The following is a 23692-nucleotide window of genomic DNA, read 5'->3' on the forward strand; positions in this document are numbered from 1 at the left end:
ATCATGGAGACAAGAAATGCGAGTTTAAGGACTGGGCCAAGCCATCCCGGAAGCCGGCAACTGCGCCACGGTACCGTAATGCTTGGGCTTCACGGTATTCATCAATTGCTGGTAAAACGCCATCAGGGTTTGAGGATTACCATAACGACCGGCGATGGTGACGTATTCGTCCTGGATCTGCTCGCGGGCGTCCTTCAAGGCATCCATCAGCAATTTGGCGTAGGCGTGGTCGTTCATGTGCGCCGCGGTCTGCACAGCATTCAGTAAATCGTTGACGATCAGTTGTGCCAATTCCAAGGCAATCACCGGTGCCGCTTCTTCGGCCCAGAGTTTGGCGATGCCGGCGTCTTCCCGTGCCAGGTTATGGATCATGCCGCCAATAGCATCCGGTACGGTTTGCATGAAGGCTTTTTCGCTATCAGTGATTTGGCCGGTGTTGGTCGAGAATTTGTAAATCAAGCCGTTGCCGCTATTGGCCGAACCCAACAGGATGTCCATCACTCGCTGTTTCAAGCCGACCAGATTGACGTTTTGGACAATGGGTTTCAGACACTGGTCGGCATCGTGACCATCCGAACAAGTGTACATCCTGACGGTTTGATAACTGTTGCCGGCATCGTTACCGTACATCAAATCCTTGATTCTTAAGATCGGTGGCGGCGCGTTGATGGCATTGTTCTCGCCTTTGCCGTCGGGCGCGGCTTGCGGCGCATCGACGATCACGGTGCCGGAAATACTCATCGCCGCTTCCAGCAAACTGTTACCGCCAAACCGGAACCAGCCGCCGGCGTTCTGATTGACCAAGGCCCGCCAGACCAGATTACCTTGAATGATCTTGGTCATATCAGTCGGGTCGTTCTGCTTGATCTGCTGTACCGGATCACCCAAGGTACTGGTATTGGTCCAGCTGGAAAACACATCCGAAATGCCTTGGGTAAATGAGGCATTGGACAAATTGGTTTTGCTTTGCAAATCGAAGGCTTTGACCGTATCGTTGACCAAGCCTTGCGCCAAGCGGCAGGAGTTGCTGAACATCTGGTTCATTTCCTGGATTTTCTTTTGCAGGTCGGTCATTACCGATGCGCACCAAGGACACATGGCGCCAACGGCCAACTGAAACGCATAGCCTGAAGCATTGGCGGCCACATTGCGTAGCAATTGCACGAATTGGTTGAAGTTGATGAAACTGAAGCTGCCAGCGAACAAATCGATGCCGCCACAACCGGCACTGAAGGATGGCGGCACGAACGAGACCAAATTGGTGTTGGTGATGCCATTGCGCGCCACCAGACTGCCGCCGGTGATTACACCACGGCGCTGCCCCAAATGCGCGGTCGGCGCCGTGAAATTGGTCATGGTGCCGAACATGCTGTCCATTTCCTGTTGCAGGTCCGCATAGGCTGGAACGGCACTCTCAACCAACAAAATCAACACCAGCAGCTGACGATGCCGCAGAGACAATGAAAACGAAGTCATGGCGTGCTCCTCATTTGCGCACTGCGTTGCAATGCCTGGATCAATGACAGTGGATCTTGAGTGACCGCAGGGCTGATGCTACCGGCGTCCGGTAACAGCATCGGCGTGTTACGAATACCCTGGGTGGTTTGGTATTGCGAGGCATCGATCCAACCGGCTTCCTTGGCGGCCAGCAGAATCCGACCGGTGAGTTCTTCCAGTGACAATGCACCTTGCGCCAACGGCACGATTTGCTTGGGTGGTTTCATCAGATACAGCGCCGGCGTCTGTTCAACGCCCAACATCGCGGCCTGACCGCTATCACGTTTGAACTGACTGAAAAAGCCGTTCGGCATGGGTAAACCATCCAACGACACGGGATAAATCTTGAATCCGTAGGCGTTTTCCAGCATGGCCAGAATTGGTGCCTGCACATGGCAATAAGGACAATCGGACCGGAAGAAAAACAAAATGCCGGCTTGGGCGGCAATCGCTTTCAAGGCGCGTTCGGCCACCACGCTGGCTTGGTGATTGGCTTCATTGGCCGCATAGGTCGCCACCGGTCGGCGTACCGTTTCATCGAGTTGCGGATCTGACATCACCACGTAGCGGGCGGCATTGGTAAAGCGCTCGGCTTTGTCCATCATGACCCGCTGCAGGTAGTAAAACGCCGCTACATTCTCGGGACTCGGATCGTCGATCGCCTGATTCAGATAATGCTCAAGGTTTTGCTTCAACCAGGCCGAGGACAGGGGTTGGGGTTCTGCAGAGGGCTTGGCTTGTGTTTTGGTTTTGGGTTCGATTTCAGCCTCAACATCACTGGACGGTTTGATGTCAGACTTGGGTTTGTCCTGATCGGCTTGAATTTCGGTTTGGGAATTTTTAACCGGCTCCGGCAACACCTCATACCAAAACCAGCCGCGCTGTTTGTCGGAGAAATAGGAAACCTCGGGCGCGCTGTCTTTTCCCATCGCCACTGAGGCTCTGAGACACAAGCTCATGATGATCGGCAAAAAAATGGCATTTCGGTTCATCGCGCTATTGTCCGTCAGATTTTCCCAGCGACTTTTGCAGCTGACGACGAAAACGCCATCAGCTGCAAGCTGGTTCGAAAAGCGATCGCAGATCGCGACCGTAACGTCAGACGACCGCAAATTCGGCGTCAACTGCAATCGGCATCCCATATCGGTCGCCTAAAATGCTGGCGTTATTGCGAACGGACGATACCCCACAAATCCCAATTGGAAATTCGACTTTGGATTTCCCTACGCTAGTAGGGAAACGTGGCAAATGTAATCAGCCGGAAGCCCGAAGTAATTTCCTCGGTAGGCATGAATCACGCCGATTTGCTAAGGCAATGCCTAAGTGAATCATTGAGAAAATGACAGTGATATGCCTACTGCGGTAGGGATTTAAGGTGTAAACACCTATGCACTGAGGCACTTTCCAAGTGCCCGCAATGAACAGAAAATCCCGTTAGGCATTGTCCATATCTATCCCTACAGTTAAGTAATAGGAAAATTCATGTCCAGCGAACAACTTGTCACCGCTCAATCCACTCTCACCGAACATGACATACTGCATTGGGTCGAAACCCGGTGCGATCATCTCCAGGCGCAAGCCAAAGTGCTAGTCGACGATTATTGGAGACAATTGAAAAGCCAACGCCAGAAACACAGCAAAAGCGAATCGGGCCGAATTGGCGTCCGCATCCGCTGCCGGGAAAACCAACGCGCTTTCAGCATTGAGTGGTACCGCATGGCCACATTGCGACAAAATGGTCAAAACAAGCCCATTGCGCAGTACGTTAAGAAAGGCCGTGGCTATCGTTATCCGCTCGGCAACCTGCTGAAGAACGAACCCGCCTGGGAGACGGAATTAGTCGAAGAACTGGAAACCGAGTTTGCTCATATCCGGCAACAGCTCGATCGGTTGGGAAAAATTCGGGATGCGGTGCAGCGATATTGCAAGGTGATTGATGCCAACGAAAACAACAAATTCGTTAGTTGAGGTGCCGATACACAAGCATTACGCCAATAAATCTAACATGAATTTAAGTGCCTGTTCGGCCAATTGCTGTTACTTCACCGCCTTGCAGTAATAGGAAGAGCAACTCGAGTGGAACCGGACAAAGCACCTTCTCGGAAAGCGCGGCTAGGTGCTCACCCCTTGGAATATCAGACAAAACCACATTCTATAAATTTATGATGGGGTCGCTTGATTGATTTCCCGGTTTTTGGTGAGTTGGTTACGTACGACGGCAGCGTAAGTCCTGCCCACCCTGACTTCGGCGCCATCTTTCATGACGGCAATCATAGCGGCGAACGGCGCTTGTTTTATGCGGGCAATGGCGTTGCGCTGCACGATGGCGCTACGGTGGATACGAATGAACTCTTCGGGATTGAGGCGCTTTTCCAAGGCGGTCAACGTTTCGTGGTAGAGGTACTCCGCGCCATCGACATAAATGCGCACGTAATCGCGCTCGGCCTGGATTCGAGTGATCTTGTCCTCGGTGACGCGGATGTGTTCTCCGCGGACTTTGACCCAGAATTGGTTGTATTGCTTGGGTTGTTCGTGCAAGGCGCGCTTGAGGGCGGCGATGGTTTCTTGCAATTCGGCAATGCGGTCGGTTTGGTTGCGTGCGGCAATTGCGACTTTTGCCCTTTCCATCGCCTGTTCAAAACGGCCAGGTTCGACGGGTTTGGTGAGGTAATCGACGGCGTTGGCTTCGAATGCCCGCAATGCATGATGATCGAAGGCGGTGACGAAAACGACGATGGGCGGCTCCGGGCCTAATTGTTCCAATACGTCGAAACCGCTGCCTCCGGGCATCAGAATATCCAGCAGCAGGATATCCAGCTGCAATTCGAGTGCTTTGCAACGGGCTTCCGCCACGTCTGCTGCTTGCTCGATGCGGTCGACCCAATCCAGTCTGCCCAGCATGCGAACCAACCTGCGCCGGGCGAGCGGTTCGTCATCGACGACGAGCACGGTGAGACCCATCATGCATGCCTCCAGGGTAAGTTCATGGCGACGCGGTAGCGGCCGGGTGAAATACATCCAGATGAAAAGTGTGCTTCTTCTTGAAACCTGGCGCGTAAGCGTTCTTCTATGTTACGCAATCCAACGCCCATGCCTGGAAGGCGACTACCTTTGGCGTCGCCGCACGGCATGTCGTTTTCCACGGCAATATGCAGCCGGTCTGCGATACGGGAAGCGCTAAGCACGATTTCGACTTGACCGCTGGTGGCACCAACACCGTGTTTGATGGCATTTTCGATCAATGGCTGGAGGATCAGGCTGGGAACGAGGGCATCGCGCGCGTTTTCCTGGATGATGGTTTTGAATGTCATACGGTCTGAAAATCGCTCGCGTTCGATCTCCAGATATTCTTCCTGAAGGGCTATTTCGTCGGCGAGCGACACGTCGTGCATAGGATCGAGCGAAAGTGTGGTGCGCATGAAAGTCGAGAGTGACAGCACCATGCGCTCGGCGCGTGTGGCGGCGCCTTCCTCGATCAGACCGGCAATGGAGTTGAGCGTATTGAACAGGAAATGCGGATTGATCTGGTATCGCAGCGCTTTCATTTGCGCGGAAAGTGCTTCTTCCCGAACTGCGGCCAATTGGCGTTCCCTGTCTCTGACATCAAAGCTGTATAAAAGTGTAAGAAACGCACAAGACCAACCAAAGAACATAGCCCAGCACATAAATAATACTATGATGTTGTCCATCAATGAAAAATTTAGGTTCGTGGTGGCGTAGAGGATTTTGTAAAACTCTTGTGTGAGGATGAAATCCACAATGGAAACGATGGCGGAGATAAGGAAGCATATAACGATGTTGTGAATCATCTTGTTTTTTCGCAGATGCCAGACTGCAATCGACATGATGAAAAAAGATGTAAGTCCGGAGACAATTTCGACCAGCGCAGAATGATCGACGAAGGCCGCCGGAACGTGTAGGTATGATTCCGGGGCAGGAATAAATGCAGACAGGCCGTAGAATAAAGCGGCCAGGAGCAGGTAGCTTATTCCCAGCCTAAATGCCTCTCCAAAGAGGGATTCACGAGGAGGTATTCCATCCTCGATCTGAAGTTTTAAAGACTGAATGGTCTTACGTCTGGCAAGAGACTTGTGGTCCGGCTTAGGCTTACGCATCAATTTCTCGCCGGCAGGCTGTAAGCCGAATAATAAACTTTGCAATTGCAGAACGATTCTGAATATTTTGTTTGTGGCGCAACAGCATTTTATTTTCCAATTATTCGCTCGCTCACAACAATTAAAAACGTAACAGCGGGAGCAGCAATATTCACCCAATGATTTATCGATAAGGCACAAAGCCTGCCACGTAAATCATTGCAATAGGTATTTCGGCATGCTTTCACCGGGCGGCGGTTGTTATGGTTCACTACTTTGGCGTGGCCATTTCCACGCATAATGGATAATCAGGGAAAGCAGAACAACTTCTACAACTGCTCCAAACACCATATGTATCCATGCCTCGCCTGCCAAATTGAACAACGTAAAAGGAATGTAAACCGTGGCGACGATTATGTTTGTCCAGCGATTTCCTTTAGCGGTCAAGGCAACGGAGAGAAAAATCATGAGCGCTGGAATCGTTACCAAGGCTAATCCTGCCAATAGAGCCGCTTGTGTAATGTCAAATACGAACATTTTTCCTGCCAGGATATCTCCTATGGAACCCGGCATATACAAGTGGAAATAATCGACATAGATGTAGAGAAACATTAGCGCAGTCCATAGAGCCGCGAGTTGCACTTTTATGTTGATTTTTATGTCTTCTAGCATGTGTAGCTCCTTTTAGTTTTGTGAACCATGACATTGATGACTGCCTCGATTAGGCCGATCCCGTGCCGCTGGCGCAAAATCCGTATGAGGCTGCGCTGGCCACCAGTTCGGCGTTGATACGAGAAGTAAACCCTGCTCATGCACTTCTCCAAGGCAGAGTAATGGCTGCCCTGTAACGGCTGGGGGATATTCGGCCCGCGAGAAAGCTAGCGTCATCCTGAAAACGCACGCGCAGACGCTCATCCACGTTGCGCAGACCCACACCTATGCCTGGGCGGTAATTAGCGAATGCATCGTCACGCGGCATATCGTTTTCGACAATCACATGAAGCCGGTTATCTTCGCGATAGGCGCTGAGCGTAATTTCTACGGAGCCAACCGTCGCACCGACGCCATGTTTGATCGAGTTTTCAATCAGAGGCTGAAGGATAAGGCTGGGAACAAGGGCGGACTTCACGTCGTCCTGAACAAAAATTTTGAATGACATACGGTCGGCGAATCGCTCGCGTTCGATCTCCAGATACTCTTCCTGTAACGCGATTTCGTCGGCGAGCGATACATCGTGCATGGGCTCTAGGGCAAGTGTGGTGCGCATAAAGGTAGAGAGCGAAAGCACCATTCGTTCGGCGCGGGTAGCGGCACCTTCTTCGATCAGCCCGGCAATCGAGTTGAGGGTATTGAACAGAAAATGCGGATTCACTTGGTAGCGTAGCGCACGCATTTGCGCGGATAACGCCTCCTCACGGGCCGCGACTAGCCGAAGCCCACGCTCATGAAGCTCGAAACTGAACATTAGGCTGATGTAGAGACAGGACCACCCAAAAAACAAGGCAGCGCCAAGCGCCGTGTCGTTGATGTAATTGTTCCAGTTGTAGTCTGACAGTTGCGGCAGTGGGTAGGCAGCTTGAGCGGCATAGCCAAATCCGGCCCAAACCGGCGCTGCTGCTAAGGAGATCAAGAAGGAGGACAGGATAAAAATTGGCAGCGAGCTTTCCGATGGCCCGCGAAGTGCTGCCCGCTTATGCAATTGAAACAACGCATAGGAAATAACCGTTGTGAATAGCCAGCCTGATCCGTATCGAAGGATTTTCTCAGCAATATAGATCGCATGCTGAGCATATCCAACTGACGAGACCGTCTTAAGCGCATACAGAACAACGGATGAAGAGAACGCGCCCCCCCAGTAGATCAGGCCGAAACGAACCTGGGCTTGGCTGATGGTGCAATCTGATGATGATTTCGTCGGTTTCATGACGGCATTATCCCCTGTCACAACTTTCTCACAAGTGTGTTTAGTCGTCGAATTGTCGCCATTCGCAGAAATTTTTCGCCTTCGTAGAAGTTTGGTAGCGCTTGGAAGAAATTGAAGAGAAAACGCGAACAGGCATTTTTACAATACAACCAAGTCAAGTGAGAGCCTGCAAGCCAAGGTTAATTTTCGGAACCCGGTTCAGTCTGATTATTGCCTGCCGCTGTCCGGTTTGGGCAGGCACTGAATTGGGGAACCGGAAAACACAGCATTGAACGCAGGCGTGGCCAAAGTTCATTTGATCCTCATGCGAGGCACTAAAGTTTTGCCGGCTAATTCTATACGTTAGGCATATCGTTACGCTCCTATGCCCAGCGTTTCTTTGACTTGGAGCGGGGGAAAATCAAATGGCACATAAAGTTCTAGCGGTAGCTCTCTTTTTGATGTTTTCCGGTTGCGCAACAACCGGAAATAATACTTCTGCTCAAGGCAGAAACTATGCCGAGAACAAAATATCAATGGCTATTGGCCGTGAGATTGGCAATTTTAAAATCACCAATTCTCAGGCCACAGATGCTCCGGCCGGTTATAACGGCATGCAGTACACCGTTAAAACGGATGATGGAGCCACCTTTAAATGTGAAATTTTAGAGCCGTCCGGGTTTGGTCAGTTCGCGTCGTGGGGTATGGCAAGCGGGGCAGATGCCATGTGCACGGATTTTACCAAAGGCTCGAGCGACATCGGGAAAACCAACAATGCGAACTGCAACGCCTTGCTTCGAGCTGCGGGCAAATGCTGACGCTCCTTCGAGCAGACTCGTGACTAATTTACTAACTATCTCCGACACCTGTGATTGCATTCCGTCGTCGATTAATCGCTGTTCGCAGAATTTTTTCTCCTTCGCAATCGCATGGCGACCATTGAAAGAATTTGAATAGAGGCGGCAGACAGGGCTTTTTACAATGCTGTCACGGTGTAGAGATTGTGATGACTTTTTAAATTTTAAAGACGAATTCTTTGGAGAAATACGATGAAACGTCGAACTCTTTGCTGTGCACTATCGGTGTGTAGTTCATTAATGATTGAAAGCGCGCACGCGCAGTTGTTTGATCGCGGTGGCGGCCTTATTTACGACAGCGACCTGAATGTCACCTGGCTGGCCGATGCCAATTATGCGCAAACCAGCGGTTATGACAGCGATGGCCGTATGAATTGGAACGAAGCGAATGTCTGGGTCGCCGGTCTGGAGTACCACGATACTGTTCGTAACGTAACCTACAGCGACTGGCGGATGCCGACAATGGTCGATTTGGGCGCTCAAGGCTGCAACTATGCCTATAGCGGCACCGATTGTGGCTATAACGTCGATACCGCCAGTTCCGAATTGGCTAGCCTCTTTTACGGAGCGTTAGGCAATAAGGCCTTGGTCAACGCCAGCGGCCAGCAGCAACTCGAATACGGTTTGATCGACGACCCCAACAATCCCAACGACGAGTCGCTGTTCAGCAACCTCCTGGCGGATTATTACTGGTTCGGCACGCCATACAACCAATCCGGAACTTATGCATGGTCCTTTCGGTTTGTCACAGGCGAGCAAAAATACCATTTGGCGGCCGGCAGCCTGATGCGAGTCATGGCGGTGCGAGACGGCGATGTGGCTCCGGTGCCGCTACCAGGCGCGGTTTGGTTGTTTGGAGCGCCGTTATTGGGTTGGATGGTCAATCGACGTCGTCCTGTAGCTGCCTGATCGATCAAGGCCAAACGACTCCTATTCTCGCTTGGCCCGTCGTGCAACGATTTTTTCAACTTTCAGGAACAACATCATGAATACGCTTATTTCGAGTAAATCTCGGTGGATACTGTCGGCGCTATTGACTGGCGGCATCAGTATGTCCGCTAATGCCGCATTGCTGGACAGAGGCAACGGCATGCTTTACGACACGGTTCTAAACGTAACCTGGCTGCAGGACGCGAACTACGCTAAAACCAGCGGTTACGATGCCGATGGCAAGCTGGATTGGTATGGCGCGGTGGCCTGGGCCGAACAACTTGAATTCGGCGGCTACGGCGACTGGCGTTTGCCCAGCATCAAGCCGGTCAACGGCGTGGCCTACAACGAAAATTTTACCGACGACGGCTCGTCCGACTACGCCTTTAACGTCAGCAGTCAACAGTCCGAGCTCGGCTACATGTACTTCGTCAATCTGGGCTTGACCGCGTTTCAGTTTCCGGATGGCAGCGACAACCCCAACTTCGGTATTTACCGCAACGGCGATACTGGCGGGCAAAACGACGTCGGCCTAGTGAAGAATCTGCAGTCCTTGCAGTACTGGTCGGGCGACGAAGTGCCTGCCCGCCCCGACGAAGCTTGGTTTTTCGATACCGCGCTGGGTAGTCAGCAGAATTACTATAAAAGCGGTGCGTTCAGCATTGGCTACGCTTGGGCCGTCCGCGACGGCGATGTGGCGGCTGTGCCTCTCCCCGGCGCAGTCTGGTTGTTCAGTAGTGTTGTGATGGGATTCTTGTATAGCGGGCGGTCCAAAGCCGACAATACTCAAACGGCTTGAGCCAGCCATCCATCTAAGACAAAGGGGAAACACGCATGAAAAAGCAAACAATGGCCGTTCTGCTGGCGGCAACCCTGAGCATTGGCACGGCGAACGCGGCGACTACCGTGGTCGATTTCGAGGGTATCTACGATTGGGATCTGGTCGACGGATACGGCGGCTTGTCCGGTTGGGAGTCAATGAGAAGTCAAGTATCGAGTTATCACGACTTCGAATTACATGGCCCGGAATTGGGTGAAAACCGGTTGCATACTCGTGACGGTGAGCTGACGTTCGATCAGGGCCCGGTGGTTTTCGAGGGCATGTATTACAACTATTGGGGTTATGACACTGACATCAGTTTTTCGCTGTTCTATCAAGGGCGGCAGGTCTACAGCTCGCCTCTCGACGCGGAAAATCAACCGTTCGATATTTACTGGCTGGCATCGGGATATGCCGGGCTGGTCGATAAAATTCAGTTCCACGGTCAATCGGGTGATGGATTCATTATTGACAACCTGACCTATTCCACCTCGCCGGTACCTGTGCCGGCGGCTGGCTGGCTGTTCGTGAGCGGTCTGATGGCGTTTATAACTCGTCGGCGCAATGCATGACGGGGAGACGGGGTAACCGCTAGCGCGACAGCGTTTTCTGGGTAGCTGATAAACACTGTTCGGATCGATAGCGTCCAATCGGTTTGATAAAAAGTTTGTCACCTTCAGTGTATCCAACAAAGGATGGAATTCGTGTCGTTGTCCCCCAATCGCCCGGATCTCGGCATACACTGATTGGTGACTTCTTGTCAGTTTGAATTAGCAGGATTTTGAAATTTGTATGTATGTCTTTAGCTTCAAAACCATTATTTCCTTGTTGCTTGCAACGCTGCTGCCTGCTTGTGCGTCGTTGCCAAACAAGGCCACGACTCAAATTGATGACCGACGGGTGGAGTACGCCTTAACCGGCAATGGAAACCAGACGGTCGTGTTCGAAAACGGCCTCGGCGGCACGATGGATTGGTGGGCAAAAGTGATACCCGAACTCAGCGGCAATATCACTGCATTTGCATACAATCGCCCCGGATACGGTAACAGCGAGTCCGCACCCACCCTACGTGATGGACAACATATTACCGAAGAACTGCGCTTGTTACTGCGTGCCAAACATCTGCCGCCGCCTTACATTCTGGTAGGGCATTCCCTGGGTGGTTTATACATGCAACTGTTTGCTAGGCTTCATCCTGATGAGATAAGTGCATTGATTCTGGTGGATTCGACTCATCCTGAACAACTCAAAGGCGATGGCGCCTATGAAAACTGGCCTTGGTGGGGGCGCATGCTATTTCAGTTGATAACTTCAGATGTCGAAAAACAGGAATTTGACGCCATAGACACCACTGGCGAGGCAGTATTGTCCATCCCGACTTTTACCGGAAAACCAGTAGTTGTGCTTAGTGCGTTACAGCCTCTTGAACAAACATCGCCCTTAGCAAACGATGCTAATGCAAAACGCCGTGATCTAGCCCGACTGTATCCTGGCGCCAAACAAATCTGGGTCGATAGCGGCCACGCCGTGCCGCTAGAAATGCCCGAATCTGTTGTTGCGGCAATTCGTGATGTGTTGGAGCGACAATGACGCTATTCACGGCGGATTGACAACACGAATAGACCGTTCAGAACGTGTGAAGAATGAATCCAACTTTTTAGGTGCCTGGCTCGGCCTGGCTGCATCACTGTACTGGCTCTGCGGAGTGATTTATTTACCGACTCTGTTGTCGAATTATGATGCTATCAGCCAGACCATTAGCGAGTTGAGTACCATTTCGACACCGCTCGCAAACCGAATCAATTTTGGCTGGTCGTTACCATTAGGCTTATTGCAATGCTGGGCTGTATTGACCGAATACCGGCAGCAATATGTTACGGTAGAGGTTCGCAAGGGATTGGCAGCGTTTGGTTGCATTGGAGTCGCCTACGTGGGATGCAGTTTTTTTCCGTGTGATCTGGGAGCGCCCCTCTGGGGTTCATGGCGTCAAATGATTCACAATGCGTTCGGCGGGCTTGAATACGTCGGCGGAGGTTTGGGATTATTACTATTTGGGAGAGCCAGACGCGATAACTACCGATTGGCCAAGGTACTCCAATTGTCCGGCCTATTAGTATGGTTGGGTTTGCTGTTAATGACTGTTCCAGGGTTGTTTGGTTTTCGAGGAGCGGTGCAACGCAGCATTGAAGCCATACTGTTTGGCTGGTTGACGTTGGGAAGTATCAAAAACCTCACCGGGACCATGCTATGGCCCGTATCCGACTGTTTGAATGAAGTGAAAGCGCTGAAAAAAACCCGATGATGAGCCATCGAGTTTGAGTCAGCGACTGGGGTTCTTAGGATAGTAGCATAACAATCCAACAATAGCCCAAGGCATAGATAGGAATTCATGCAAACTATCACAAACATTCGTTTCGACAACGAAATCCTTACTATCACCGTCCCTATATATTGATTAAAAAAAGATTATATATAGATTAGCACCCTCAAATTTCTGTACAAGAAAATCGCCACAGCCCACGAATAGCATAGCCTGCGGCGATTTCACAATTTGCTCGAAGCGTCGGTCTAATGCCGTGTCAAACGTCGGCCTAATGCCGTGCTTTTTGTCGGTCTAATGCCGTGCCCGTCGGTCTAATGCCGTTACCTTGTCGGCCGAATGCCGTGCCTCCGTCGGTCTAATGCCGTATCCGCGTCGGCCTAATGCCGTATCGAGAGGCTTCGGCCGACCCAAAATAGCGTCGGTCTAATGCCGTGCTTTTTTAGTGCTGCTGGTCGACGAGAAATCGCTGTTGACTGGGCGTCGGCTGGCGTTTGATTTTCACCATGTCATCAGCGAATTCAAAGCTAGCCAAAGTGCCGATGTTCACCAAGGCCTCCAACGCTTTACCCAGTCGATACTTGAAATCGCGGATGGTTTTCGCGCCACTACCGCTCAGCCGGTGAATGGTGGTAATTTTCATCGGGAACGGAGCGGCATGGGACGACAAAAAACCGTGTAACCATAAGGCCAAGGGTTGTTTGCGCAATTTCTGCCGCTGCTCGAATTCAATGTAGGTGTAGCCGTCCTCGAACAGGCGTAGCATAGATTCGGTCAATTCCACCACGTAGCGCTGTGTTTGTTCATCACGGTAATAGCGCAAAAAGCCTTTTTCACCAAAGGCATCCCGGCCGTGAAAGGTGATCTCCACAAAGGCGCCGCCCAAACGGGCCATCGCTTCCTTCAACCATTCATGTTGGCTTTTGCCGCTACCACGCCCCAATGCCGTCAACAGGGCATGAGCGCTGAAGGTCACGCTAAATCCCGGTAATTGTTGGCGGGACAAATGCACGATCTGCATCCAGACATCGAGGTCCGATTGATTGAGCTGTATGCCGAGGTAACGCACCTCGATCCCATCGACCGCCGCCAACAGTGTTCGTTTTTTGTAGGCAATACGTTCCTTTCCCTGGATGCCGGCGAACAATGCGCTCCGTAAACAGGCATTCGGTGTACCGCGAATTGCCGACGGCCAGTTGGGTAAAGACTTCAAGGGTTCGACGACCCGCAATTTGGCTTTTCTCCGCTCAGTCAGAGACTGAAAACGTTCGGAGAGATTGTCGAGCGAATGGTTTGAGCTATTGCTGTCCATGACGGCCGCCTCACTTCTTCAGGTTGCCAGGGTTGCAACCATGGCTCAGAACGTTGTGCGGGATAGTCATGGTTCTTACTAACGCCAGCTCCTGCGGTGTCATATCGAGTTGGTGATGGCAATATTTTCGCCAGGCGCGTTCGATGACCCGTGCATCGTCATCCTGGTTATCTCGGATGTTGGACGTGCTGACATTGAGTACGCGGTCCGAGGTGTCTTCACTTGCCACGTAAACGCCAAGCGGCTGATCGACTTGCCTGACGACGTGTTCCATTGCTGCAGTTCGCATCACTGAACCGCCCAATCCACCTGTCCGCCAAGCATTATCCAGACGCCAGGGTTGTTCGGGTTGAATCGGCACTATCCATTCGATAACGGTCTCGCTCACGGCGGCATCGGGCCGATTCAGCGAAGTACAGGCCGTGCCGCACAGCATGGGCACAAGACAATGGATTACGAGCGATTTGAATTTCATGAGAGCTCCAGGGTAATTAAAGGGAGCTCGTTACACTAAACACTCTTTTGCGAGGCCTGCTTGCAGCTGACGTCGAATTCGTCGTCGGCTGCAAGCGACGATTGAAAAATTCCCGGCAAGATGCAGCGTTATGGAAAATACGCCTTCGACTCTCATTACCCGCATCCGCCAACGTCTGTTTGGCGTCGAGTCCGCGCCTGTCGCTCAAGTTGCGACAACGATTGATGAGGACGTGCCGCGTTACCCGCCGTTCATGAAGGGTCTGCCGGCGGCACCGGTAGAACGCATCCTATCCAGCCAAACGGAGCTGATTGCGGCCATTGAACAGGCGCTGGCCATGCCGGATAGTCTTTATCAAACCATAGCCGCGCCGGTCATACGCCGTTATGCAGCCTTCAGCCACTTATTGCCGGCTTCGGAATCTCATCATCATCGCGGCGCCGGTGGCTTGTTTCGGCATGGTCTGGAAGTCGCCCATTGGGCCACTTTGGCATCCCAAGGCAGTTTGTTTGCCACCGCTGCCTCGCCCAAGGAACGAAAAGCACAAGAAGTACGCTGGCGTCTAGCGGTCTGTTTTGCCGGGCTATTGCATGACATCGGCAAACCGGTCGCCGATATCGCCGTGGTCGACTCACAGGGACAACATACCTGGAACCCTTGCGATGAAAATATCACCGACTGGGCTGTGCGACATGAGATAGACCGATACTTTCTGCGCTGGCGGGATAACCGCCATAAACGCCATGAACAGTTTTCGGCCTTGGTGATCGAGCGTGTCCTCACCCGCGAAGCGCGCACATTCATCCTGGAGTCTGGCCCGGACATCATGCAGGCCATGCTGGAAACCATTAACGGTTTGGACCGCGGCTCCAAAGTTTACGCACTGGTGATCACCGCCGACTGCAAAAGCGTGGAACGGGATTTGAAAGCGCACTACCAAAACATCGACTCGGCCTTGGGCATGCCGGTGGAAAAGTACTTGTTCGACGCCATGCGCCGCTTGGTCAAGTCCGGTCAATGGACCGTCAACGAAAAAGGTGCTCGACTATGGCGTTTTGAGGATGGCCTGCATATCGTCTGGCGTGCCGGTGCGCAAGACATCGTCACCCTGCTGACCAAGGACAAAGTGCCCGGCATTCCGCGCGACGAAGACACCTTGGCGGACATCCTGATCGAACGCGGTTTGGCAATCCCTAAGTCCTGGCCGGATGGTCGGCAATACCGTTATTGGCAAATGCAGCCAGAGGGCTTGGACAATCCGCTGTATCTGTTGCGACTGAAATCTGCGGAACTCATTTTCAGTGGCGAGCCGCCGCTCGTGGTTGAAGCGCGCGAAATCAAAGAATCGGATGCGACCATCGTAAAAGCCGAGCCCGTTACCAGTCAGGCACCAAAACTCAGCAAACCGGCAAAACCCAAGAACGTCGCGGTTATGAAGCAACCCCAACGCACTGATAAGCCTAAGCCCGTTGAGCCACAAGATCCCCAGATAGAACCTGCTCAAGACACGAGCGCTGAACTCGATCTACCGGTCCACGAATCGGCACCAAGCATTTCAAATTCCTTGCCATCAAATCCCGATCAAGGACTGTCGCAATCCAAATCAACCGATGACGCCCCTTCGTTGTGTCAGACCGAGCATCCGAAAAACGCAACGCCAGCCACATCGACCAACGCAGAAAAAACTGCATCAGCCGCAAAACCTGATTTCTCCACGAGAGATTCGAAAAGCGCCTCCAATCCGGTCGACAGCGCCAAGTGCTGGTTGGAAAACCATGGCGATGCCGGCCAATGGTTAATGGATGTCGCCTCTATGCTCAATCAAGGCCAATGGCAATTAGGCAGCGATCTATTGGAAGTCCAAGACAAATACTTGCTGTCGTTTCCGGCTACCGCTGAAAAACTCGCCATCGACCCACCCCATTTCATCAAAATCCTGGAGGCCAGCGGTTGGCTAGTGACCGACGTCCTGTCGCCGATGCGTAAGGTACAAACCATCCGATCGGTCCGCGGCATCCTGCTGGCATTGGAACCGAGTCTGGCTTTGAAGGCATTATTGAAATCCCAAGACAAACCCACGCTGACAGCGTCATCCCCTCAATCTCCAAGTAGCAATACTGACAAGACCAGAGATCAAGTTAAGTCTGCTCAGCCTCAAGACGAGACCATTCGGGAACCCAAGCTTGCTCGGTCCAAATCAAACGCGACAGGTAAGCAAAAATCAATACGCGGCAACGCGTCAGACAGTTCGGTCAATTCCGAGCCTGATAAGGCAAGTGATCCCGTAACAACCCCACCGGCAAAAGCCGGAACGATCGATTTGCTGATCGCGTATGTGCGGCAACAAAACCTTCCGCCCGACGAATCATCGCCAGACGGCCACTGGTACATAGTGTCCAATACCGAGCTGGAACAATTTCTGACGCAACATCCGACGATCAAGCGCACTCGCATGATGCTCGATATTGCCAACCATCCGGATGGTCGCTCGGTCAGTGCCACGGAAGGCATCCAGGTTCGGTTACGCCCATGAAATCCGATTATGACTACCAGTTTCCCTGGCGGCCGATATTTGAGGTTTACGCCATCTCGGGTTGGTTGGGGGGTGCCGGATTGGCATATTGGACCAGTCGCTGGTCTGACTTGCCGCGTGAGCCTTTCGATTGGTTGATGGCGGCGTGCGGAGTCATGGCGTGTTGGCGATTGTCGCCGGCGTTGAGTCTCTGGTACCGCAAACGCCGGTTGCGGCAGTTTCGTTTCCAATACCTGGATGCCGAAAAGCTTGTAAAAATTGTGAAGTATCATCCTGAGACCTTGTGGTTCGGTTGGGGATTCGATTGGGTGCAAAAGCATGCCCAGTTGGCCTACGAGATTTTGAAACGCGATGTCTCGACGCTGATTCCCAGCGATCATCAACGCATGGGCTCGGCCTGGATACACGGCCTGGAAGTCTCCGAAAGTGACATTCGCCAACCCTTGCAGCATACCGCCGGCCATACGCTGCTGGTCGGTACCACCGGTGCCGGCAAAACCCGCGCCTTTGATGTGTTGGTGACACAAGCGGTATTGCGTGGCGAAGCGGTGATCATCATCGATCCCAAGGGCGACAAGGACTTGATGGCGAGCGCCAAACGGGCTTGCGCCTTGGCCAAGCGTCCGGATCGCTTTGTGTATTTCCATCCGGCGTTTCCGGAAGACAGCGTGCGACTCGACCCTTTGCACAATTTCAACCGTCCTTCGGAAATCGCCAGCCGCATCAGCGCCATTTCGCCCAGCGAAAGCAGTAACGATCCCTTCAAAGCCTTTGGGCAAAAATCGCTGGATAACGTCATCCAAGGCTTGATGGTGATCGAGGAACGGCCAACCTTGGTGAAACTGCGCCGTTACCTGGAAGGCGGCCCTTCGACACTGGTGATTCAAGCCCTGGAACGCTATTTCGACAACAACCTGGGCCATTGGCGCCAAGAGGCACGGCCTTATCTGAAGAATACCAAGGACATCGATTCCAAAGCAGTAGGTCTGGTACGGTTTTACTGGGAAGTCGCCCAATACCAACTGCCGAATCTGGATTTGGAAGGCCTGTTGTCGTTGTTCGAACACGACCGCGCGCATTTCAGCAAGATGGTGGCGTCCTTGATTCCGATCATGAACATGCTGACCTCAGGCTCTTTAGGTCCCTTGCTCTCCCCTAACCCGCATGATATTGAAGATCTTAGGCCGATCACCAATACCGGCCACATTATCGAAAAGGCCCAGGTCGCTTACATAGGCCTGGACTCGTTATCAGACGGCATGGTGGGCAGCGCGATTGGTTCGATTCTGTTGGCCGATTTGGCGGCGGTTGCCGGCGATCGCTACAACCACGGTGTCTCGGACCGACCGGTGAATGTGTTTGTCGACGAAGCGGCCGAAGTCATCAACGATCCTTTTATTCAGGTGTTGAACAAAGGCCGCGGCGCCAAGATTCGCTTGTTCATTGCCACGCAAACCTTTGCCGATTTTGCCGCCCGCACCGGTTCTCAGGACAAAGCCCGCCAAGTGCTGGGTAACGTCAACAACCTGATCGCGCTAAGGATCATGGACAGCGAGACCCAGCAGTACATCACCGACAATCTGCCCAAAACCCGATTGAAATACATCATGCGCACCCAAGGCGTAGCGACCAGCGCGACCAATCCCACCGTGTTTTCCGGTAATGTCGGTGAACGCTTGATGGAAGAAGAAGGTGATTTGTTTGCCCCGCAACTACTCGGACAACTGCCTGACTTGCATTACATCGCCAAGTTATCCGGCGGCCGGATTGTCAAAGGTCGTTTGCCGATTCTGCGGTCTGACCTGGATCAACAACTGAACCGTCAAGGCGCGGGCTCATGACACGCAATCTGTTGTTCAGCCTGATGCTTTGGCTACTGGAAGTGATCCTGGTGGCCAGTTTCGTTTCCGACCGCTGGACGCGTGAACTGCAGCGCGCCGAAGACCGGATGATGATCGGCTATTTTGGAGCAGAAAAGGAATCGCAGATCAGTTACACCGCGCAACGCTGGTTCGATCGCTTGTTCGTCAGCACCGGCATCCGCGACAGCGTGTTCCGCTACTTCATCCCGACCGAGCGCGAACGCCAGATGTCCAAAGGCTTCGAGGATGTGGGCCGCCACGATTTGTTTCCTTTTATCGAAAGCCGGCTCAACGTGCTGTGGGACACGATCTTTCAAATAATCAAGCGCCTGACCACGGCGTGTATTTGGTTGCCGTACCTGGCGGCGGCCTTATTGCCGTTTGTCGTCGATGGACTGGTGCGGCGCAAAATCAGCCAAACCAACTTCGATTATCCAAGCCCCATGGCGCATCGCTACAGTCTTTACCTGATTCTGGGTGCGCTGTATCTGCTGCTGGTCAGTTTGACCTTACCGTTTCCGATTCCGCCACAAGCCGTGCCGGTGGGCGTTTTTATTGTGGCCTACGCCGTCAACATACTGTTGGCTAACACGCAGAAACGAGTATAACGCCTCCAACAACCAGACTAGTGCTTCGGGATCCGACATGGTCACCTGAACTCAAGCGTCTTTCAACGGCAAATAGATATCGGTGATTAATTCGTTTTCCGGCACGTCCGGAAAAAGATTTAGGTAGTGAAAGAAACAGGGAAAATCCCTTAATTCTTCGTTACTTTCAGGCAGCCGCGTTCCGTACAAAAAACGTATTTTGTCGTCCATGGCTTCGTGCGGCCCAACGTGGTGAATCACCGCGTAGCGCCCGCCGGGGATGGTTTTTGTGACGACCCCTTGCGGATTATCCGGTACATCGTGATCGACCGAACCGCACAGGTCGAATCTGAAATTCTCAGGTGCCGTGGTTTCCGGGTCGTCGTAGGCGAGCCCGTAGGTATTGCTGGTGCTCTTGGGCGACAATCCGCTGGCCTTGCGCCATTCTATAAACACCGCTATCGAGTCGTTTAAAGTTTCAACCGGCCCGCGGTGTTCTAACACGGCAACCTTGGTTTGTTCGAATGTCACTATCTCTATTTGCATGTCTAATTTTCCTCGTTGTGCCGGTAGGCGGTAGTTTTGATGCCAGGTTTGCCACTGGGGTTGTTTTCTAAATTGCGACGGCGTCTGGCCGAATAATTTCTTAAAGGCACGGGCAAACGATTCCGGATTTTCGAACTTGGCTTCGAAGGCGATATCGATAATCCGCAGATCCAGGCGATATGCCAACTGGTAGCATGCCCGCTTTAAGCGCGTTAGCTGAATGAATCGAAACACGTTAATTCCGGTATATTCGGAAAATTGCCGATGGAAGTGGTATTTGGAAAACAGCGCAATCCGGCACAAGCGGTCGACGGATAAATCGGCGTCCAGATTAGCGCGGATGTAGTCGCATACCCTGTCCATTCTGTCTTGGTAGGCAATATTTTGTTTAGCGAGCTTGGCCATTGTTTCGGCAATTACGATTTTCCTTTAAGCTGGACATATTCTGTCACGCCGCAGACTCAGTATCCTGACCGTAATTGCTATTTTAAAACCGCTATGTCGATAAACTTAGGCGGGATAAGGTATAAATCTGCAAGCCTACGATAGGCGCAATCGGCATAGTCCATTACAATGCCTAGCTAGCTTCTTCCTTCCGTATCCAAATGCCGTTCAAGCCTTTACTCAGCGCCATGGCTATTGCCTTAACCATAGCCGCATTACTGCCTTATATTAGAGCCATCCTCCAGGGCACCGTGCAAGCACACGTGTTTTCCTGGGTGATCTGGGGAAGTACCACGTTCGTGGTGTTTCTGGCGCAAATCGCCGACCGCGGCGGCGTCGGCGCCTGGCCTATAGGTGTGTCGGGTAGTTTGACGGTCTTGATCGCGATTCTGGCCTATAGGCGGCGGGGCGACTTGAGCATTACCCGTAGCGATTGGTGTTTTTTTGCCGCAGCTTTGTCTGCGCTGCCGTTATGGTATGTAACCGCCGATCCGTTTTGGGCCGTGGTGCTGTTGACGGTGGTCGACCTGCTGGGTTTCGGCCCAACCTGGCGGAAAGCCTATGCGCAGCCCTACAGCGAGTCGCCCGGCTTTTTCGGCCTGTTTGCACTGCGCAACCTATTGGTAGTTTTGGCGTTGGAACATTATTCTGCAACCACCTTGCTGTTTCCGGCGGCGATCGCATTGGCCTGCGTATTATTAATGGCGCTGATCGCGCTACGTCGGCGCGCGGTAACGGCATGAGCGACAGTAGCGGGTGTCTTGAGGCCGACGGCGAACCGCATTCCGCCGTTGCCGATCAAAGCAACGACAGTCGCATTTTGGTTTCTTGGGCGGCCAACGCCGAACCGTGGACGGCCGCGGTTCGCGAAGGGCAAATCGCCAGCCGCCGGTTGGCTACCGATCAGGCGGTCATAGATGCCGTCGCCGCATGCGCTCCGCAGTCTGTGCTGGATATCGGCTGCGGCGAAGGCTGGCTGGTACGGGCGTTGACCGAACGCGGTATTCTGGCGGCCGGCGTCGACGCCATTCCGGCGCTGATCGAACAAGCCCGCCAAGCCGGCCGGGAAACCTATTATCTGGCGTCTTACCAAGATATCGCCCAAGGCCGATTCCAGTTTCAGGCCGACACATTGGTCTGTAATTTTTCTCTGTTCGGAAAAACCTCGGTTGAAACGCTATTTGCCGCTGCAGCCGGTTTGTTGCCAACGCACGGCCGCTTGATCGTGCAAACGCTACATCCGCTGGCGGCCTGTGGCGGCCTACCCTACCGCGATGGCTGGCGCGCAGGTTCGTGGCAAGGGTTCAGCCAGGACTTTAGCGACCCACCTCCCTGGTATTTCCGTACCCTGTCCAGTTGGGTGGATTTATTCGTCGGCAACGGCTTCGAAATCGCCGAAATTCGCGAACCTGCGGCTCCCAACGCTAACCAACCATTGTCGATAATCTTCACAGCAGCCAAGCCGTGAACTGAGCACATCCATTTACGCGAGCGATAATACCCCTCGGTTCTTTAGCCAATCTTCCATGCATCTTTGCTAGCGCATTGAGTGAGTGCAGGCGTAAAAGCTTGTCAAAAACAAATAGTATTACGTTTTATATATTTCGTGATACTATTTTGCGTAATTAAGCCGCAACTCCATCCGATCAGCGCTTAACGCCCCAGCTCGGCCCGCTGGAATTGAATCGATTACTAATTTATCGGAGACTAAACCATGACCAAACACAAAGGAATGAAATCAACCACAAAGTTAATCAGTCAACGCCCACCGAACGATTCGACTAATGCCAGCATTACTTCCATAAACGTCAGCAAAGTCACGAACGTCATGTTTAAAGATAAAACCGTCCCAACGGGCATTTTTAAACAACCTGTCAACGGTTTAGTTCACATTGGCACCAACGGAGTAGAAGACGATGAACAGGCAGATTTGCGTTGCCACGGCGGGCCGCATAAAGCGGTCTATATTTACGGATTGCTGGGATACGCGCATTGGGAAGCCTATTTGGGACGAAAACTGGCGGCGGGCGCCTTCGGGGAAAACTTAACAATAAGTAATTTGACGGAAGATTCCGTCCGTATCGGCGACCTTTTGATTTGCGGAAAATTGGTGATGCAAATCAGCGAACCGCGCATATCGTGCTTTAAGCTCGCCATGACGCTCAATGAAGACCCTGGATTTTCAAAAATATTTCTGGAAAACGGCCGCGTTGGTTTTTATGCGCGGGTTTTACAAGAGGGCAGCGTGATGGCGGGCGATCAATTGATACACGAACCCGTTTCCATCCCGTCACCGACAATCCACGAATTCGTTCGTGCTTGTTACGATCCGAACGCGACCTTGGCTGACCTAAAATTTGCCCGAAATGCGGCAGGCTTGTCGCCAGAGTGGCAAGCGTTACTCGACAAGCGAGCCACAGCGCTGATGCTGGCCCGCCAACCCCAGGCATGGTCCGGCTACAAAACGTTTATGGTAACAAAGCGCGAAACGGAAGCCGCTGGAATAATATCCTTGTATCTGGCGCCGACAGACGGCGCCGAACTGCCCGGCTACCTACCTGGCCAACATATTACCTTACAAGCTGAAACTCCCATACGCGGTACGCTAGTTAGACCCTATTCACTGTCGTCCGCCCAGATCTCTGCAAATGCATTCCGAATAACGATCAAATGCATGCAGGCAGTGGAAGAGGAAAATCAAAGCGCGTCAATGTCACGCTATCTGCACAAGTCGGTAAAAGTCGGTGACCAATTGCTGGTCAAGGCCCCCGGCGGACGCTTTTTTATTGATGAAATCGACACCTCGCCACGCGTGCTATTCGCTGGCGGTGTCGGTATCACGCCGCTGTTCGCCATGTTTGAACACGCCGCCAACATGGATTGCCCGACCACTCTGGTTTACGCCGTCCGCGCCGAATCCGAACGTTGCTTCCGGCAACCGATTGCAGCGCTTTGCGACAACCACAGCCATCTGAAAGCCATTTTTCTAGCTGAATCCGGGTTAGAGCCACCACTGTCCGATACTACCCGAGTAGGTCGGATAGAGGCAAAACTGTTGACTGAGCTGGACTTGGAAGCGTCGAACTTTTTTCTATGCGGTCCTTTGGGGTTTCTGGACCAAGTTGAAGAAATGCTGCAACAAGCTGGCGTTTCGGAAAACCGAATTCATATCGAGACATTCGCGGCACGGCCAGGTAGAACAATTCAGTTTAACCCTGAAGCGGCAGGTACCGAACATACCTTGACCTTTGAAAAGTCGGGGTTGTCCGTGCAGTGGACCGCAGACCGGGGGACGCTACTAGACCTGGCTGAAGCCAACGGACTACGCCCTCCATTCGCGTGCCGGGCCGGCACCTGCCAATCGTGCGCAACCACAATTCTTTCCGGCTCGGTGGATTATCTGGAACTGGTCGATCCGCCGTCGCCTGAACAAACCTTTATTTGCTGTACGATACCGGTTTCCGATGTGGTATTAGACCTTTAATCATGTCGTTTTAGAGCGCAACCAGCAG

General features: G+C 52.5%; 22 protein-coding genes. 13 read left to right on the forward strand and 9 right to left on the reverse strand.

Going from position 1 to position 23692, the window contains the following annotated elements; genetic code table 11:
• Positions 1 to 24 precede the first annotated feature (24 nt).
• Together ACW73I_RS06635 and traF are read right to left on the reverse strand one after the other, a co-directional pair.
• Entirely contained in the window at positions 25 to 1476 is a 1452-nt protein-coding gene (locus tag ACW73I_RS06635) for a conjugal transfer protein TraH (RefSeq protein WP_458028455.1), read from the reverse strand.
• Positions 1473 to 2639 carry a conjugal transfer protein TraF gene (gene traF / locus ACW73I_RS06640; RefSeq protein WP_458028456.1) on the reverse strand — a complete coding sequence of 389 codons (1167 nt, stop codon included), beginning with the start codon at positions 2637 to 2639 and terminating at the stop codon, positions 1473 to 1475. The genes ACW73I_RS06635 and traF overlap by 4 nt, the downstream gene beginning before the upstream one ends.
• A gap of 340 nt (positions 2640 to 2979) precedes the next feature.
• Between traF and mobI the strand changes: the two genes are divergently transcribed.
• Positions 2980 to 3465, forward strand: a complete 486-nt coding sequence (gene mobI / locus ACW73I_RS06645) for a conjugative transfer protein MobI(A/C) (protein ID WP_458028457.1) — start codon at positions 2980 to 2982, stop codon at positions 3463 to 3465.
• Between the two features lie 192 nt (positions 3466 to 3657).
• On the opposite strand, the gene ACW73I_RS06650 is transcribed toward mobI, so the two are convergent.
• From ACW73I_RS06650 to ACW73I_RS06665, 4 genes are all read right to left on the reverse strand, one after another.
• Positions 3658 to 4461, reverse strand: a complete 804-nt coding sequence (locus ACW73I_RS06650; protein WP_458028458.1) for a LytR/AlgR family response regulator transcription factor — start codon at positions 4459 to 4461, stop codon at positions 3658 to 3660.
• A complete protein-coding gene (locus tag ACW73I_RS06655) occupies positions 4458 to 5612 on the reverse strand; it encodes a sensor histidine kinase (RefSeq protein WP_458028459.1) in 1155 nt (384 codons plus the stop codon). The genes ACW73I_RS06650 and ACW73I_RS06655 overlap by 4 nt, the downstream gene beginning before the upstream one ends.
• A gap of 240 nt (positions 5613 to 5852) precedes the next feature.
• Positions 5853 to 6263 (reverse strand): DUF6326 family protein, encoded by a 411-nt coding sequence (locus tag ACW73I_RS06660; RefSeq protein WP_458028460.1) that lies wholly within the window; start codon positions 6261 to 6263, stop codon positions 5853 to 5855.
• Positions 6264 to 6399: 136 nt separating this feature from the next.
• Positions 6400 to 7515, reverse strand: a complete 1116-nt coding sequence (locus ACW73I_RS06665) for a sensor histidine kinase (RefSeq protein WP_458028461.1) — start codon at positions 7513 to 7515, stop codon at positions 6400 to 6402.
• Positions 7516 to 7919: 404 nt separating this feature from the next.
• Between ACW73I_RS06665 and ACW73I_RS06670 the strand changes: the two genes are divergently transcribed.
• The 6 genes from ACW73I_RS06670 to ACW73I_RS06695 all read left to right on the forward strand — a co-directional run bounded on the left by ACW73I_RS06670 (position 7920) and on the right by ACW73I_RS06695 (position 12403).
• Positions 7920 to 8312, forward strand: a complete 393-nt coding sequence (locus tag ACW73I_RS06670; RefSeq protein WP_458028462.1) for a hypothetical protein — start codon at positions 7920 to 7922, stop codon at positions 8310 to 8312.
• A gap of 231 nt (positions 8313 to 8543) precedes the next feature.
• Positions 8544 to 9260, forward strand: a complete 717-nt coding sequence (locus ACW73I_RS06675) for a hypothetical protein (protein WP_458028463.1) — start codon at positions 8544 to 8546, stop codon at positions 9258 to 9260.
• Positions 9261 to 9336: 76 nt separating this feature from the next.
• Entirely contained in the window at positions 9337 to 10080 is a 744-nt protein-coding gene (locus ACW73I_RS06680) for an Lcl domain-containing protein (protein ID WP_458028464.1), read from the forward strand.
• A gap of 35 nt (positions 10081 to 10115) precedes the next feature.
• Complete coding sequence (locus tag ACW73I_RS06685) at positions 10116 to 10673, forward strand: hypothetical protein (RefSeq protein ID WP_458028465.1); 558 nt, start codon at positions 10116 to 10118, stop codon at positions 10671 to 10673.
• A gap of 220 nt (positions 10674 to 10893) precedes the next feature.
• Positions 10894 to 11691 (forward strand): alpha/beta fold hydrolase, encoded by a 798-nt coding sequence (locus ACW73I_RS06690; RefSeq protein ID WP_458028466.1) that lies wholly within the window; start codon positions 10894 to 10896, stop codon positions 11689 to 11691.
• Positions 11672 to 12403, forward strand: coding sequence for a DUF998 domain-containing protein (locus ACW73I_RS06695; protein ID WP_458028467.1), 732 nt, complete (start codon positions 11672 to 11674; stop codon positions 12401 to 12403). The genes ACW73I_RS06690 and ACW73I_RS06695 overlap by 20 nt, the downstream gene beginning before the upstream one ends.
• 460 nt (positions 12404 to 12863) lie before the next feature.
• Here ACW73I_RS06695 and trfA read toward each other — a convergent pair whose 3' ends face one another.
• Together trfA and ACW73I_RS06705 are read right to left on the reverse strand one after the other, a co-directional pair.
• Complete coding sequence (trfA, locus tag ACW73I_RS06700) at positions 12864 to 13733, reverse strand: plasmid replication initiator TrfA (protein ID WP_458028468.1); 870 nt, start codon at positions 13731 to 13733, stop codon at positions 12864 to 12866.
• A 10-nt stretch (positions 13734 to 13743) separates the two neighbouring features.
• Complete coding sequence (locus ACW73I_RS06705) at positions 13744 to 14208, reverse strand: hypothetical protein (RefSeq protein ID WP_458028469.1); 465 nt, start codon at positions 14206 to 14208, stop codon at positions 13744 to 13746.
• Between the two features lie 130 nt (positions 14209 to 14338).
• On the opposite strand from ACW73I_RS06705, the gene mobH reads away from it, so the two are divergent.
• Genes mobH through ACW73I_RS06720 form a run of 3 tightly spaced genes read left to right on the forward strand, consistent with a single transcriptional unit; the run spans position 14339 to position 19211 of the window.
• Positions 14339 to 16741, forward strand: a complete 2403-nt coding sequence (gene mobH, locus ACW73I_RS06710) for a MobH family relaxase (RefSeq protein WP_458028470.1) — start codon at positions 14339 to 14341, stop codon at positions 16739 to 16741.
• Positions 16738 to 18582 (forward strand): conjugative transfer system coupling protein TraD, encoded by a 1845-nt coding sequence (traD, locus tag ACW73I_RS06715; protein ID WP_458028471.1) that lies wholly within the window; start codon positions 16738 to 16740, stop codon positions 18580 to 18582. The genes mobH and traD overlap by 4 nt, the downstream gene beginning before the upstream one ends.
• Positions 18579 to 19211 carry a DUF4400 domain-containing protein gene (locus tag ACW73I_RS06720; protein WP_458028472.1) on the forward strand — a complete coding sequence of 211 codons (633 nt, stop codon included), beginning with the start codon at positions 18579 to 18581 and terminating at the stop codon, positions 19209 to 19211. The genes traD and ACW73I_RS06720 overlap by 4 nt, the downstream gene beginning before the upstream one ends.
• 51 nt (positions 19212 to 19262) lie before the next feature.
• Here ACW73I_RS06720 and ACW73I_RS06725 read toward each other — a convergent pair whose 3' ends face one another.
• A complete protein-coding gene (locus tag ACW73I_RS06725; protein WP_458028473.1) occupies positions 19263 to 20141 on the reverse strand; it encodes an AraC family transcriptional regulator in 879 nt (292 codons plus the stop codon).
• 200 nt (positions 20142 to 20341) lie between these two features.
• Here ACW73I_RS06725 and ACW73I_RS06730 point away from each other — a divergent pair, with 200 nt between their 5' ends.
• The 3 genes from ACW73I_RS06730 (at position 20342) to ACW73I_RS06740 (ending at position 23664) form a co-directional block, all read left to right on the forward strand.
• The gene (locus ACW73I_RS06730) at positions 20342 to 20923 is read left to right on the forward strand and encodes a hypothetical protein (RefSeq protein ID WP_458028474.1); all 582 of its coding nucleotides are present in this window, start codon (positions 20342 to 20344) and stop codon (positions 20921 to 20923) included.
• Positions 20920 to 21648 carry a class I SAM-dependent methyltransferase gene (locus ACW73I_RS06735; RefSeq protein ID WP_458028475.1) on the forward strand — a complete coding sequence of 243 codons (729 nt, stop codon included), beginning with the start codon at positions 20920 to 20922 and terminating at the stop codon, positions 21646 to 21648. Before ACW73I_RS06730 ends, ACW73I_RS06735 begins: the two co-directional genes overlap by 4 nt.
• 246 nt (positions 21649 to 21894) lie before the next feature.
• Positions 21895 to 23664, forward strand: a complete 1770-nt coding sequence (locus ACW73I_RS06740) for an MOSC domain-containing protein (RefSeq protein WP_458028476.1) — start codon at positions 21895 to 21897, stop codon at positions 23662 to 23664.
• Positions 23665 to 23692 lie beyond the last annotated feature (28 nt).

The organism is Methylomonas sp. MgM2, from assembly GCF_054172045.1.